General features: G+C 63.1%; 14 protein-coding genes. 13 read left to right on the top strand and 1 reads right to left on the bottom strand.

Going from position 1 to position 13,964, the window contains the following annotated elements; genetic code table 11:
• Positions 1-103: 103 nt before the first annotated feature.
• The 13 genes from KLP42_RS23085 (at position 104) to KLP42_RS23025 (ending at position 13,544) form a co-directional block, all read left to right on the top strand.
• On the top strand, positions 104-802 hold the full coding sequence (locus KLP42_RS23085) for a Tim44/TimA family putative adaptor protein (RefSeq protein WP_215569965.1): 699 nt from the start codon (positions 104-106) through the stop codon (positions 800-802).
• Positions 799-1,917: a murein transglycosylase A gene (gene mltA, locus KLP42_RS23080; protein ID WP_215569955.1), complete on the top strand. Its 1,119-nt coding sequence runs from the start codon at positions 799-801 to the stop codon at positions 1,915-1,917. The genes KLP42_RS23085 and mltA overlap by 4 nt, the downstream gene beginning before the upstream one ends.
• Positions 1,914-2,477 carry a Smr/MutS family protein gene (locus KLP42_RS23075; protein ID WP_215569953.1) on the top strand — a complete coding sequence of 188 codons (564 nt, stop codon included), beginning with the start codon at positions 1,914-1,916 and terminating at the stop codon, positions 2,475-2,477. The genes mltA and KLP42_RS23075 overlap by 4 nt, the downstream gene beginning before the upstream one ends.
• The gene (locus KLP42_RS23070) at positions 2,474-2,839 is read left to right on the top strand and encodes a helix-turn-helix domain-containing protein (protein ID WP_215569950.1); all 366 of its coding nucleotides are present in this window, start codon (positions 2,474-2,476) and stop codon (positions 2,837-2,839) included. Before KLP42_RS23075 ends, KLP42_RS23070 begins: the two co-directional genes overlap by 4 nt.
• Before the next feature lie 131 nt (positions 2,840-2,970).
• Positions 2,971-5,403, top strand: a complete 2,433-nt coding sequence (gene gyrB / locus KLP42_RS23065; protein WP_215569948.1) for a DNA topoisomerase (ATP-hydrolyzing) subunit B — start codon at positions 2,971-2,973, stop codon at positions 5,401-5,403.
• 326 nt (positions 5,404-5,729) lie between these two features.
• Positions 5,730-7,010, top strand: a complete 1,281-nt coding sequence (locus tag KLP42_RS23060) for a polyhydroxyalkanoate depolymerase (protein ID WP_215569946.1) — start codon at positions 5,730-5,732, stop codon at positions 7,008-7,010.
• A gap of 150 nt (positions 7,011-7,160) precedes the next feature.
• Positions 7,161-7,580, top strand: a complete 420-nt coding sequence (locus KLP42_RS23055) for a DUF2852 domain-containing protein (protein ID WP_215569944.1) — start codon at positions 7,161-7,163, stop codon at positions 7,578-7,580.
• Positions 7,581-7,684: 104 nt separating this feature from the next.
• Positions 7,685-8,443 carry a M48 family metallopeptidase gene (locus KLP42_RS23050; protein WP_215569942.1) on the top strand — a complete coding sequence of 253 codons (759 nt, stop codon included), beginning with the start codon at positions 7,685-7,687 and terminating at the stop codon, positions 8,441-8,443.
• Between the two features lie 73 nt (positions 8,444-8,516).
• Entirely contained in the window at positions 8,517-9,188 is a 672-nt protein-coding gene (locus KLP42_RS23045; protein WP_215569940.1) for a phosphoribosylanthranilate isomerase, read from the top strand.
• Positions 9,185-10,405, top strand: coding sequence for a tryptophan synthase subunit beta (gene trpB / locus KLP42_RS23040; RefSeq protein ID WP_215569933.1), 1,221 nt, complete (start codon positions 9,185-9,187; stop codon positions 10,403-10,405). Before KLP42_RS23045 ends, trpB begins: the two co-directional genes overlap by 4 nt.
• 2 nt (positions 10,406-10,407) lie before the next feature.
• Positions 10,408-11,247 carry a tryptophan synthase subunit alpha gene (gene trpA, locus KLP42_RS23035; protein ID WP_215569931.1) on the top strand — a complete coding sequence of 280 codons (840 nt, stop codon included), beginning with the start codon at positions 10,408-10,410 and terminating at the stop codon, positions 11,245-11,247.
• Between the two features lie 39 nt (positions 11,248-11,286).
• A complete protein-coding gene (accD, locus tag KLP42_RS23030) occupies positions 11,287-12,171 on the top strand; it encodes an acetyl-CoA carboxylase, carboxyltransferase subunit beta (protein WP_215569929.1) in 885 nt (294 codons plus the stop codon).
• Positions 12,172-12,200: 29 nt separating this feature from the next.
• Positions 12,201-13,544, top strand: a complete 1,344-nt coding sequence (locus tag KLP42_RS23025; RefSeq protein WP_252193203.1) for a bifunctional folylpolyglutamate synthase/dihydrofolate synthase — start codon at positions 12,201-12,203, stop codon at positions 13,542-13,544.
• Positions 13,545-13,622: 78 nt separating this feature from the next.
• On the opposite strand, the gene trxA is transcribed toward KLP42_RS23025, so the two are convergent.
• On the bottom strand, positions 13,623-13,943 hold the full coding sequence (gene trxA, locus KLP42_RS23020; RefSeq protein WP_215569925.1) for a thioredoxin: 321 nt from the start codon (positions 13,941-13,943) through the stop codon (positions 13,623-13,625).
• Between the last annotated feature and the right edge of the window lie 21 nt (positions 13,944-13,964).

The raw sequence follows: 13,964 nt of genomic DNA, 5'->3' as shown, positions 1-13,964 counted from the left end.
AACCGATGGGTGAATGCGAAGATGCGTCGCACTCTTTGAATGCGCGTCATAACAGACTATATGAGTAAGGAACTCCTCCATTCCAACAATGCCGCGGGTGATAATGGGCGCGAACGACTTCATAACTCTGTTTTTTCTCGTGGCGGCGGTGCTGATCTTCCTGCAATTGCGCAGCGTGCTGGGCCGGCGTACGGGACATGAGAAGCCGCCCGTCGATCCTTTCAGCCAGCGCGAGGCAGCGCGGGCGCCATCGGTGGACGATGGAAAGGTCGTGACCCTGCCCAAGCGCGAGCCGGTGGATGACGAGCAGCGCTCGGCGGAAATCGATGCGGTGGCCAAGCCGGGCACGGCGCTCAACGACAGTCTGCGCGATCTGGTGAAGGCCGATCCGAGCTTCCGCCCGAAGGAATTCCTCAACGGCGCCCGCATGGCCTATGAAATGATCGTGATGGCCTTTGCCGATGGCGATCGCAAGACCTTGAACGGGCTCCTCTCCAAGGAGGTCTTCGACGGCTTCGACGCGGCCATCCGCGAGCGGGAGGCACGCGGCGAGACGGTGAAGTCCACCTTCGTCGGTATCGACAAGGCGGAGATCCTCCAGGTCTCGGTCAAGAACCAGGAGGAACAGGTGACGCTGCGGATCGTCAGCCAGCTGATCTCTGCCACCTATGACAAGGCCGGCGTACTGGTGGATGGCGATGCGGAAGCCGTGGCCGAGGTGATCGACATCTGGACCTTTGCCCGCGACATCCGCTCGCGCGATCCGAACTGGAAGCTGGTCGCAACCGAATCCGAGCAATGACCGCCATCGAGACGCCAGGGCTTCGTGCCGTCGATTATGCAGATCTGAGGGGGTGGGAGATCGATGATCCCCGCCCCCTCTTTTCAGCCATGGCTGCCTGTCTTGCCCATCTCGAACGGTCGAAGCCCTATCGCACCGGGGCGCTCGGGCTGAGTGCCGACGATCTGCGTCCGCTTCTTGCGGCGGCCTCCCTGGCGGAGATCGCCGATGCCGCTGCAGCACGGCGCTTCTTCGAGACCCATTGCATTCCCTTCCGCATCCTGCCGGCCGATGGCCGCGCCGGTCTCGTCACCGCCTTCTACGAACCGGAGGTGGCGGTTTCGGATCGGCCGGAATCCGGCTACCATCATCCTTTCTACCGGCGCCCGGCTGATCTTGTCGATCTCGACGAGACGAACCGGCCGCCGGGTCTCGACGCGTCCTATGCCTTCGGACGGCAGACCGCTGGCGGGATCGAAGCCTATCCGGACCGGCGGGCCATCGATCAGGGCTGTCTTGCCGGGCAGGGGCTGGAGATCGCCTGGGCGAAATCGAAGGTGGATGTGTTCTTCGCGCATGTGCAGGGAGCGGCACGGCTGCGCTATCCGGACGGGCGGATGAGACGCATCACCTATGCGGCCAAGGCCGGCCATCCCTTCTCGGCCATCGGCAGGCTGCTGATCGAGCGGGGCGCGATCGACGCCGCCACCGTCTCCATGCAGTCCATCCGGCGCTGGTTGGCGGAGAATCCGGCTAAGGTGAATGAGGTGCTCTGGCACAACCGGTCCTACATTTTCTTCCGGGAAGCCGAGGTGGCGGATGCCGATCTCGGTCCCATCGCTGCCGCCAAGGTTCCGCTGGTGGCCGGCCGCGCTCTGGCCGTCGACCGGTTGATCCATACCTTCGGCTTTCCCTTCTTCATTCGCTCCGACAGCCTGACCCATCTCGACGGCGGGCGACCCTTTGCCCGGCTGATGCTGGCGCTCGATACCGGATCGGCAATTGTCGGTGCGGCGCGCGGCGACATCTTCACGGGATCGGGCGACGCGGCCGGCGAATTGGCCGGCACTGTCCGCAACGAGGCCGAGTTCTACATCCTCATTCCGACGGCAGCGGCCGTGAGGTTCGGCGGATGAAGGGCGGACGCAAGCTCAGCGCGGAAGAGCGCATCCTGTGGGGCAAGGTCGCCAAGACTGCCAAGCCGATGCCGGGTCGTCTGGAAGAGCTGCTGGAATTCGAGGCGGATTTCGCCGCGCCGGACGACAGCACTGACGCTTCCCCCCCTCCCGGAAAAGCTATTGCAACAGGGCCGGCATCCGGCGGCGATCTCGCCGCACCAAAGCCGGTGAAGGGTGTTCATCATCCGCTGGAGCGGCCGGTCAAGCGCAAGATCGCCCGCGGCCGCCTGCCGCTCGAGGCCCGGATCGACCTGCATGGCATGATCCAGAGCGAAGCGCACGGCATTCTTCTCGATTTCCTGATGCGCGCCCATGAACGCGGCCTGCGGCATGTGCTGGTCATTACCGGCAAGGGCAGTTCGCTCGGCAGCGAGGGAGCCCTGAAACGCGCCGTGCCCCTGTGGTTTTCCAAGGCCGAATTCCGGTTCCTGATTTCCTCCTACGAGCCGGCAGCGCGCCAGCATGGCGGGGAGGGAGCCCTCTATGTGCGGCTCAGCCGGCGGGGAGGCGAGGCGTGACGCCCTTCGGCGAGGCCCTGCGCGATCTGCGGCGACAGAAGGGGGTGACGCAGCAGGAGATGGCGGCGGCAATCGGGGTGTCGGCCGCCTATCTTTCGGCGCTGGAGCACGGGCGGCGCGGCCGGCCGAGCTTCGATTTTCTGCAGCGGGTCTGTGGCTATTTCAACATCATCTGGGACGAGGCGGAGGAACTGTTCCGTCTGGCCGAAGGCTCTGACCCGCGTGTGACGGTGGATACGGCCGGGCTTCCGCCGCGCTACACGGCGCTTGCCAACCGTCTCGCACGCAATATTCGCCATCTCGAGCCGGACGTGGTAGAGGACATGCTGAAGCTGCTGGAAAATGTCCCGAACCGGGGCTGACGGCGCAAGTCATCCCCTGTTTTCCGTCATCCATGCTTTGGAATGAGGGTTGGAACTTCCTATAGTCCGGAATAAGGACGACGGTGATTCGCCGCCTCACCGTCTGCAGCCAAGAACCAGAAAGTTGATTGATGAGCGATACACCCGTGAGCGATAGCGCGAGTGCAGAATACGGAGCCGATTCCATCAAGGTCCTCAAGGGGCTTGATGCGGTGCGTAAGCGTCCCGGCATGTATATCGGTGACACGGACGACGGCTCCGGACTGCATCACATGGTATATGAAGTCGTGGACAATGCGATCGACGAGGCGCTGGCCGGCCATGCCGATATCGTCACCGTCACGCTGAATCCGGACGGCTCGGTGACGGTCACCGACAATGGTCGCGGCATCCCGACCGATATCCACTCGTCCGAGGGCGTGTCTGCCGCCGAAGTGATCATGACGCAGCTGCATGCGGGCGGCAAGTTCGACCAGAACTCCTACAAGGTCTCCGGTGGCCTGCATGGCGTCGGCGTCTCCGTCGTCAATGCGCTGTCCGTGCGTCTCAGCCTGAAGATCCGCCGGTCGGGCAAGATCCACGAGATGAGCTTCACCCATGGCGTGGCTGATGCCCCGCTGAAGGTGACCGGTGATTATGAAGGTCGCTCCGGGACGGAAGTCACGTTCCTGCCGAGCCCGGAAACCTTCACCAGGACCGAATTCGACTACGGTACGCTGGAGCATCGCCTGCGCGAACTCGCGTTCCTGAATTCCGGCGTTCGCATTCTCCTGACCGACAAGCGCAAGTCGGACATTCGCCAGGAGGAAATGCTCTATGACGGCGGCCTGGAAGCCTTCGTGCGCTATCTCGACCGTTCGAAGAAGCCGCTCGTCGACAAGCCGGTCGCCATCAAGGGCGAAAAGGACGGCATCACCGTCGAAGTCGCCATGTGGTGGAACGACAGCTACCACGAGAACGTGCTCTGCTTCACCAACAACATTCCGCAGCGCGACGGCGGCACGCATATGGCCGGCTTCCGCGCCGCGCTGACCCGCCAGGTCACCTCCTATGCCGATACCTCCGGCATCACCAAGAAGGAGAAGGTGACGCTGCAGGGGGAAGATTGCCGCGAGGGTCTGACGGCCGTTCTCTCCGTCAAGGTTCCGGATCCGAAGTTTTCCTCCCAGACCAAGGACAAGCTGGTTTCGTCCGAAGTGCGTCCGGTCGTCGAAAACCTCGTCAACGAGGCGCTCAGCACCTGGTTCGAGGAGCATCCGACCGAGGCCAAGATCCTGGTCGGCAAGGTGGTGGAGGCGGCTGTGGCCCGCGAGGCCGCCCGCAAGGCGCGTGAACTGACGCGCCGCAAGGGCGCTCTCGATATTGCCTCGCTGCCGGGCAAGCTGGCGGACTGCTCCGAACGCGATCCTTCGAAGTCCGAACTTTTTCTCGTCGAGGGTGACTCGGCTGGCGGTTCCGCCAAACAGGGCCGTTCGCGCGAGAACCAGGCGATCCTGCCGCTGCGCGGCAAGATCCTCAACGTTGAACGCGCCCGTTTCGACAAGATGCTGTCGAGCCAGGAAATCGGCACGCTGATCACCGCGCTCGGCACCTCGATCGGCAAGGACGAGTTCAATGCCGACAAGCTACGCTATCACAAGATCATCATCATGACGGATGCCGACGTCGACGGCGCCCACATCCGCACCCTGCTGCTGACCTTCTTCTTCCGCCAGATGCCGGAGCTGATCGAGCGCGGCCATCTCTATATCGCCCAGCCGCCGCTCTATAAGGTGACGCGCGGCAAGTCGATCCAGTATCTGAAGGACGAGAAGGCGCTGGAAGACTATCTGATCGGCCAGGGCCTCGACGAGGCAACCCTGACGCTGGGCTCCGGCGAGGTGCGCGCCGGTCCGGACCTGCGCGAGGTGATCAATGACGCGCTGCGCCTGAGGGCCCTGCTCGACGGTCTCCATTCCCGCTACAGCCGTGCCATCGTCGAACAGGCGGCGATCGCCGGCGCGCTCAATCCGGAGCTTACCGACAACCGCGAACGTGCCCAGGAGACTGCCGACGAGGTGGCCCGCCGCCTCGATCTCATCGCCGAGGAAACCGAACGCGGCTGGAGCGGCCACGTGACGACCGAGGGCGGCCTGCGCTTCGAGCGCATGGTGCGCGGCGTCAAGGAAGTGGCGGTGCTGGACGTGGCGTTGATCGGCTCGGCCGATGCGCGTCACATCGACCAGATGACCGCGCGTCTGCGGGAAATCTACGCAGTGCCGCCCAAGCTCGGACGCAAGGAAGGCCAGACGGAAATTTCCGGCCCGCGCGCGCTGCTCGACGCGATTTTCGCCGCCGGCCGCAAGGGGCTGTCCATGCAGCGCTACAAGGGCCTTGGCGAGATGAATGCCGAGCAGCTGTGGGAAACGACGCTTGATCCGAACGTCCGCTCGCTGCTGCAGGTCAAGGTGAACGATGCTACCGATGCCGATGGCATGTTCGCCCGCCTGATGGGCGACGAGGTGGAGCCACGCCGCGAATTCATCCAGGAGAACGCGCTCAGCGTCGCCAATCTCGACATCTAATCAAAATATGTTTCACGTGAATCTTTTCTGTGGATTGATTCACGTGAAACACTTTTTCGGCCATCGAGGCTGAATATGGCAGTCGCCGGCCAGGCTTCTGCCAATCTCTTCAAGGACAAAGCATCCGGTTCGCCATGGCTGGAACGGGCAGGGACGTTGCAACGCAAGTCCGGAACAAGCCCCGCGATGCAGAGTGTTACCGAAGTCGCGCGCCTTTTGGTCATGTTGCGCTGCACCCGTAACCTGTTAGTTTACTCCTCCCATGCTAGTCGTTTCGGCACGTCCGGAACGCGACGACCCAAGACCAACAAGAAAGGTGGCCTTGCATGTTTTACCAGCTCTATGAGTTGAACCACGCGGCCATGGCGCCCTATCGCGCAGCAACGGAAACTCTTCGCTTCTTCTACAGCAACCCGCTGAACCCGCTTTCGCAGACCACGTTCGGCCGCACCATGGCGGCCGGCCTTGAGGTGTTCGAACGGATCACCCGCCGTTACGGCAAGCCGGAATTCGGCCTGCCCACCACCACCGTCAACGGCGACACCGTGGCGGTGACCGAAAAGGTCGTGTGGTCAAAACCCTTCTGCGATCTCCTGCATTTCGAGCGCGATCTGCCGAAGGGCGCGGAGAAGGGGCCGAAGATTCTCGTCGTGGCGCCGATGTCCGGCCATTATGCGACGCTGCTGCGCGGCACGGTGGAAGCCCTGATGCAGGGCGCCGATGTCTACATCACCGACTGGCAGGATGCCCGCAATGTCCCGGTCACCGAAGGCCTCTTCGATCTCGACGACTATATCGACTATGTCGTGGAGATGATCCATCACCTCGGTCCGAACACCCATGTGGTGGCCGTCTGTCAGCCCTCCGTGCCGGTTCTGGCGGCAGTCGCTCTGATGGAAACCGCGGAAGATCCGCTGGCGCCGGCCTCCATGACGCTGATGGGCGGTCCGATCGATACGCGCATCAATCCGACGGCCGTCAACCAGCTGGCGCAGGACAGGCCGCTGAAGTGGTTCAAGGACAATGTCATCATGACCGTGCCCTGGCCGCAGGCAGGTTTCATGCGTCCCGTCTATCCGGGCTTCCTGCAGCTCTCCGGCTTCATGTCGATGAATCTTGACCGACACCTCATTGCGCACAAGGACTTCTTCCAGCACCTGGTGAAGAACGACGGCGAATCCGCGGAGAAGCATCGCGACTTCTACGACGAATATCTGGCGGTGATGGACCTTACGGCCGAGTTCTATCTGCAGACGGTCGATACGGTCTTCATCAAGCATTCCCTGCCGAAGGGCGAGATGCTGCATCGCGGCCGTCCCGTCGATACCGCAAGGATCCGCAATGTGGCGCTTCTGACCATCGAGGGCGAGAACGACGACATTTCCGGCGTCGGCCAGACGGAAGCGGCACAGACGATCTGCAGCGCCATTCCGCAGGACATGCGCCTGCATTACGTGCAGCCGGATGTCGGCCATTACGGCGTGTTCAACGGCTCGCGTTTCCGCCGGGAGATCGCGCCGCGCATCCTGAATTTCGCCCGCGAACACAGCCGGGGCCAACGCAAGGCGGTGGTGCCGCGGGTGATCAAGGGCGGCAAGAGCGCCTGAAATCCGGTCTATATCAGGATTTGTGCAAGTAGTTTCAGGGCCTTCGCCGATTTGGGCGGAGGCTTTCTTGAAGGCTGTTCCGGGGCTTACCACATCGAAGGGTAGCGACAGGCATTCGGCCTGTTCGCGGCGAAAGAGGTAACGCTACCGATGAACCAGTCTGCATGGATCCGTCCGGATTGGACTCCGGCAACGATCGCCCTGATGGTCCTGGGCTTCGTGGTCTTCTGGCCGCTTGGTCTTGCCATGCTTGCCTATATCCTGTTCGGCGACCGCCTGCGGGAATTCAAGAGCGACGCCAACCAGCGCGCCGATGGCTTCCTGCGCAGCTGCCGCCGTTCAAGCCGCAGCTACCGGTCGGGCTTCTCGACCGGCAATGTGGCCTTCGACGATTGGCGCAAGGCAGAACTCGACCGTATCGAGGAACAGCGCCGCAAGCTCGATGAAATGCGGGAGGAATTCGACACCTATCTTCGCGAGCTGCGCCGCGCGAAGGATCAGGAAGAGTTCGACCGCTTCATGCGCGAGCGTGGCAACCGGGGCCCGGAAGGCAGCTATCCCGCCGTCTGACGGCGGGATCCTTGGCCTGCGGCCCTGGCGCGAGATGCAGCCGGCACCTTCGGGTGCCGGTTTTTTGTTGCCTTTGCCGGCGCCGAATCGGATAGAAGACGCCCATGTTCGCCCTGCTCACCCGCCCCAAGCGCAAGACGAAGCCGCTCCGTACCGAGGAGCGAATGCTCATGGTCGGCGAGCGCAGCCTGCCACTGACCATTCGCGAACACGCCCGTGCCACACGCATAACGCTGCGCATCGAGCCCGGCGGCCGGGCGCTTCGCCTCACTGTGCCGGTTGGCCTCAGGGCCCGCGAGGTCGATGCCTTTCTGACGCGCCACGATGGCTGGCTGCGTGCCAAGCTGTCGCGGTTTGCTCCGGAGACTGCCTTACGGCCGGACGGCATGTTGTCGCTGCGCGGCGTGCCACATCGCATCGTCCACACCGGCTCGCTGCGCGGCATCACCGAGGCGGCCGAGGAGGGTGGCGAACCCGTGATCCGGGTGAGCGGTCTGGAGGATCATCTCGGCCGGCGGCTGGAAGCCTTCCTCAAGAAGGAGGCGCGCTACGATCTGGAGCGCCTCTCGGCGATCCATGCGGGGCGCATCGGCAAGGCGGTAAAATCGCTGACGCTGAAGGATACCCGCAGCCGCTGGGGTTCCTGCTCCTGGCAGGGCAATCTCAGTTTCTCCTGGCGCATCGTCATGGCACCGCCGCTGGTGATCGATTATCTGGCGGCGCACGAGGTGGCGCATCTGAAGGAAATGAACCATGGCCCGAAATTCTGGGCGCTGTGCGGCGAACTCTGCCCCGAGATGGAGGAAGCCCGCCGCTGGCTGAAGGCGCATGGCTCGCAGTTGCATGCGATCGACTTCGGCTGAACGGGGCCGATCCGGCCACCGGTTCGCTCAAACACCCTCGACTTGGCGCGCGATTCGTGCAACTTCGCCTCTCATGACACCAGACATCAAAATCTGCGGCCTGAAGACGCCGGAAGCGATCGACCTGGCGGTGGAGCGGGGCGCAAGCCATGTCGGCTTCATCTTCTTCGAAAAGAGCCCGCGCCACATCGACCCGCTGACGGCCGGCGCTCTGGCCGACAGGGTAAGGGGACGCGCCAAGATCGTGGCCGTCACCGTCAATGCCGACAATGAGGAACTGGAAGAGATTGTTGCCTTCCTGAAGCCGGACATCCTGCAACTGCACGGATCGGAAACGCCGGAGCGTGTGCTGAACGTCAAGGCTGTCTTCGGCCTGCCGGTCATCAAGGCCTTTTCCGTGCGCGTGAAGGACGACCTGCGCAAGCTTGAGGCCTATGAGGGGCTCGCCGACCGTTTCCTGCTCGATGCCAAGGCACCGGAAGGATCGGATCTTCCGGGCGGCAACGGCGTTTCCTTTGACTGGAGCATTCTCGCCGCGCTTGACGGAAATGTCGATTACATGCTTTCCGGTGGCCTCAACAAGGACAATGCGGCAGAGGCCCTGTCCATCACCCATGCCCGCGGGCTGGACCTGTCGTCCGGCGTGGAAAGTGCACCCGGGGTCAAGGACCCCGCAAAGATCAACGCCTTCTTCGATGTGATCGATCAGTGGCGTTCCAGCGTTTCTAAGGGAGTGAAGTCGTGAACCAGCCGCTCAAACCCAATTCCTTCCGGGCCGGCCCCGATGAGGATGGCCGCTTCGGCATCTATGGCGGCCGCTTCGTCGCCGAGACGCTGATGCCGCTGATCCTCGATCTGGAAGCGGAATGGAACAAGGCAAAGACCGATGCGGAGTTCCAGGCGGAACTCGCCCATCTCGGAACCCATTACATCGGCCGCCCGAGCCCGCTCTATTTTGCCGAACGTCTGACGGCGGAACTCGGCGGCGCGAAGATCTATTTCAAGCGCGACGAGCTGAACCACACCGGCAGCCACAAGATCAACAACTGTATCGGCCAGATCCTGCTTGCCAAACGCATGGGCAAGAAGCGCATCATCGCCGAAACCGGTGCCGGCCAGCACGGCGTGGCATCGGCCACCGTCGCCGCCCGCTTCGGTTTTCCTTGCGTCGTCTACATGGGTGCGACCGACGTGGAGCGCCAGGCACCGAACGTCTTCCGCATGAAGCTTCTGGGCGCCGAAGTGAAGCCGGTCACCTCCGGCCATGGCACGCTGAAGGATGCCATGAACGAGGCGCTGCGTGACTGGGTCACCAATGTCGATGACACCTATTACATCATCGGCACGGCCGCCGGTCCGCATCCCTATCCGGAAATGGTCCGCGAATTCCAGTCGGTGATCGGCAAGGAAGCCCGCGAGCAGATGATGGCTGCCGAAGGGCGTTTGCCGGACATGCTGGTGGCCGCCGTCGGCGGCGGATCGAACGCGATCGGCCTTTTCCATCCCTTCCTGGATGACGAGAGCGTGCGCATTGTCGGCGTCGAAGCCGGCGGCAAGGGCCTGGAAGGCGAGGAACACTGTGCGTCGCTGACGGCCGGTCGTCCGGGCGTTCTGCATGGCAACCGCACCTACCTGCTGCAGGATGGCGACGGCCAGATCAAGGAAGGCCATTCGATTTCGGCCGGACTCGATTATCCCGGCATCGGGCCGGAGCATTCCTGGCTGAAGGATAGCGGCCGCGTCGAATATGTGCCGATCAAGGATGACGAGGCGCTGGCTGCCTTCCAGCTGCTCACCCGCACCGAAGGCATCATTCCGGCGCTGGAGCCGAGCCATGCGCTGGCCGAGGTCATCAAGCGCGCGCCGACCATGGACAAGGACCAGATCATCCTGATGAACCTCTGTGGCCGCGGCGACAAGGACATCTTCACCGTTGGCAAGATTCTCGGAATGGGTCTCTGATCATGACTGCACGCATGGACAAACGTTTTGCCGATCTGAAGGCCGAGGGCCGTCCGGCGCTGATCACCTACATGATGGGCGGGGACCCGGACTTTCAGACTTCGCTCGGCATCATGAAGGCGCTGCCCGGCGCCGGCGCCGATGTGATCGAGCTCGGCATGCCCTTCTCCGATCCGATGGCCGATGGCCCGGCGATCCAGCTGGCCGGCCAGCGGGCGCTCGCCAATGGCCAGACGCTGGCCAAGACGCTGGATCTCGCCCGCGAATTCCGCAAGGGCGACCAGGACACGCCGATCGTGCTGATGGGCTATTACAACCCGATCTACAATATGGGCGTCGAGACCTTTCTGGACGCCGCACTCGAAGCCGGCATCGACGGGCTGATCGTGGTCGACCTGCCGCCGGAAATGGATGACGAGCTGTGCATCCCGGCGCTTGCCAAGGGCGTCAACTTCATCCGTCTCGCGACGCCGACGACCGACGAGAAGCGCCTGCCGACCGTGCTGCGCAACACCTCGGGTTTCGTCTATTACGTCTCGATGAACGGCATCACCGGCTCGGCTCTGCCGGATCCGTCGCTGGTCGGTGCTGCCGTCCAGCGCATCAAGGCGCATACCGATCTGCCGGTCTGCGTCGGCTTCGGCGTTAAGACCGCCGATCATGCCCGCGCAATTGGAGCCGCCGCCGATGGTGTCGTCGTCGGATCGGCGATCGTCGCCCAGGTCGCCGGCAGCCTGACCGCTGACGGCAAGGCCACCGATCACACCATTTCCGCCGTCACGACGCTGGTCAGCGGTCTTGCGACCGGCGTCCGTTCGGCCCGCCTTGTTGCTGCCGAATAAAGTTTTCACATTGACGACGGTCAATCAGGAGTTTCATCCATGAACTGGATCACCAACTATGTGCGCCCGAAGATCAATTCGATGCTCGGCCGCCGGGAAGTGCCGGAAAATCTCTGGATCAAGTGCCCGGAAACGGGCGAAATGGTCTTCCACAAGGATCTTGAAGAAAACAAGTGGGTCATTCCCGCCTCCGGCTTCCACATGAAGATGCCGGCCAAGGCCCGCCTTGCCGACCTGTTTGATGGCGGCGTCTATGAAAACCTGCCGCAGCCGAAGGTGGCGCAGGACCCGCTGAAGTTCCGCGATTCCAAAAAATACGCAGACCGCCTGAAGGACAGCCGCACCAAGACCGAGCAGGAAGACACGATCCTTGCCGGTCTCGGCCAGGTCAAGGGCGTCAAGCTGGTGGCAGTGGTGCACGAATTCAACTTTATCGGCGGTTCGCTCGGCATGGCGGCCGGCGAGGCGATCGTCAAGGCCGCCGAGCGGGCGCTGGCCGAACGCTGCCCGCTGGTGATCTTCCCGGCCTCCGGTGGCGCCCGCATGCAGGAGGGCATTCTCTCCCTCATGCAGCTGCCGCGCACCACGGTTGCCATCGACATGCTGAAGGAAGAGGGACTTCCCTACATCGTCGTGCTGACCAATCCGACCACCGGCGGCGTGACGGCCTCCTATGCCATGCTGGGCGATGTCCATATCGCCGAGCCGGGCGCCGAAATCGGCTTTGCCGGCAAGCGTGTCATCGAGCAGACGCTGCGCGAAAAGCTGCCGGAAGGCTTCCAGACCTCGGAATATCTTCTGGAACATGGCATGGTCGACATGGTGGTGAAGCGTCATGACATCGCCCAGACGCTCGCCACCCTGCTGAAGATCATGCTGAAACAGCCGGCCAATGCCGATCAGCCGCTGGCGCTGACGGCCTGACCCCCATGACAGGAGCCTCGGGGACTTCCATGAACGACGTTGCCCAGAGCGAGGCGGAACAGGTCATCAACGAGCTGATGACGCTGCACCCCAAGGGGTTCGACATGACGCTCGGCCGCATGCGTCGCCTGCTGGAGGTCCTCGGCAATCCGCAGGACCGCCTGCCGCCGATGATCCATGTGGCCGGCACCAACGGCAAGGGTTCCGTCTCGGCCTTCAGCCGCGCGCTTCTGGAGGCCGGGGGCCATGCCGTGCATGTCCACACCTCGCCGCATCTGGTCAACTGGCATGAGCGTTACCGCATCGGCCAGCGTGGCCGGCCGGGCGCGCTGGTGGAGGATGCACTGCTGGCCGATGCGTTGCGCCGCGTGGCGAAAGCCAATGCCGGTCAGGCCATTACCGTCTTCGAGATCCTGACCGCCGCCAGTTTTCTGCTGTTTTCGGAAATCCCGGCCGATGCAGTTGTGATCGAGGTCGGCATGGGTGGGCGGCTCGACTGCACCAATGTGGTGGATCGCCCAGCCGTTTCGGTCATCATGCCGATCTCCTTCGACCACCAGGCCTATCTTGGCGACCGGGTGGAGCTGATTGCGGCCGAGAAAGCCGGCATCATGAAGAAGGGCTGTCCTGTCGTCATCGGGCATCAGGAATTCGATGCGGCGGAGGAGGTTCTGGTCTCCACTGCCGACCGACTTGGCTGCCCGGTGGCTGTCTATGGCCAGGATTTTTCCGCGCACGAGGAATTCGGCCGGATGATCTATCAGGATGAATTCGGCCTTGCCGACCTTCCGCTGCCGCGTCTTCCGGGTCGCCACCAGTTGGCCAATGCCGCAGCGGCCATCCGCGCGGTGCGGGCGGCTGGCTTCGAGGTGACCGACGCCATGATGGAACAGGCGATGACCGGCGTCGAGTGGCCGGGCCGCCTGCAGCGGCTGACTGAAGGCGCGCTGATCCCGCTCGCTCCGCAAGGTGCGGAAATCTGGGTGGATGGCGGCCACAATCCAGGCGCCGGCGAGGTTATCGCCGAAGCCATGGCCGCCTTCGAGGAAAAGCAGCCGCGGCCGCTTTACCTCGTGACCGGCATGCTGAACACCAAGGACCCGATCGGCTATTTCCGTGCCTTTGCCGATATTGCCGAATGCGTCTTCACGGTGCCGATTCGTGGCAGCGATGCAGGTCTCGATCCGGTGGTTCTCGCCAATGCCGCCTATGATGCGGGTCTGGTGGCAGAGCCGCATTCGACGGTTGCCGAGGCGCTGACGGAAATTGCCGCCCGGCAGCTGCCGGGAGTTGCGCCGCCGCGCATCCTGATCGGCGGCTCGCTCTATCTGGCCGGCAATGTGCTTGCCGACAACGGCACGCCTCCGACCTGATCGGCCTTCACCGTCCAGACACGAAAAAGCCCGGCGCGAACCGGGCTTTTTGCTGTTCTGGTCTCGATCATCCGCCGATCAGGCGTTGTTGGAAATCCAGTTGGACAGGGCCGACTTCGGCGCGGCGCCAACCTTGATATCGGCCACTTCGCCGCCCTTGAACACGGCGAGAGTCGGAATGGAGCGCACGCCGAACTTGGCCGCGAGTTCCGGATTCTCGTCGATGTTCAGCTTGGCGATCTTTACCTTGCCGGCGAGTTCGGTGGCGATTTCTTCGAGGCTCGGAGCGATCATCTTGCAGGGACCGCACCATTCGGCCCAGAAATCCACAACGACGGGTTCGGACGCCTCCAGAACTTCGGATGCGAAGTTGGCGTTGTCGACTTTCACGGTAGCCATCGGGCTCTCCTTCAATGGGGG

The sequence above is a fragment of the Rhizobium sp. CSW-27 genome (assembly GCF_018760785.1).
Lineage (GTDB): Bacteria > Pseudomonadota > Alphaproteobacteria > Rhizobiales > Rhizobiaceae > Neorhizobium.
Note: the sequence above shows the minus strand (reverse complement) of the source record. Positions and strands in the feature narration are given on the sequence as shown.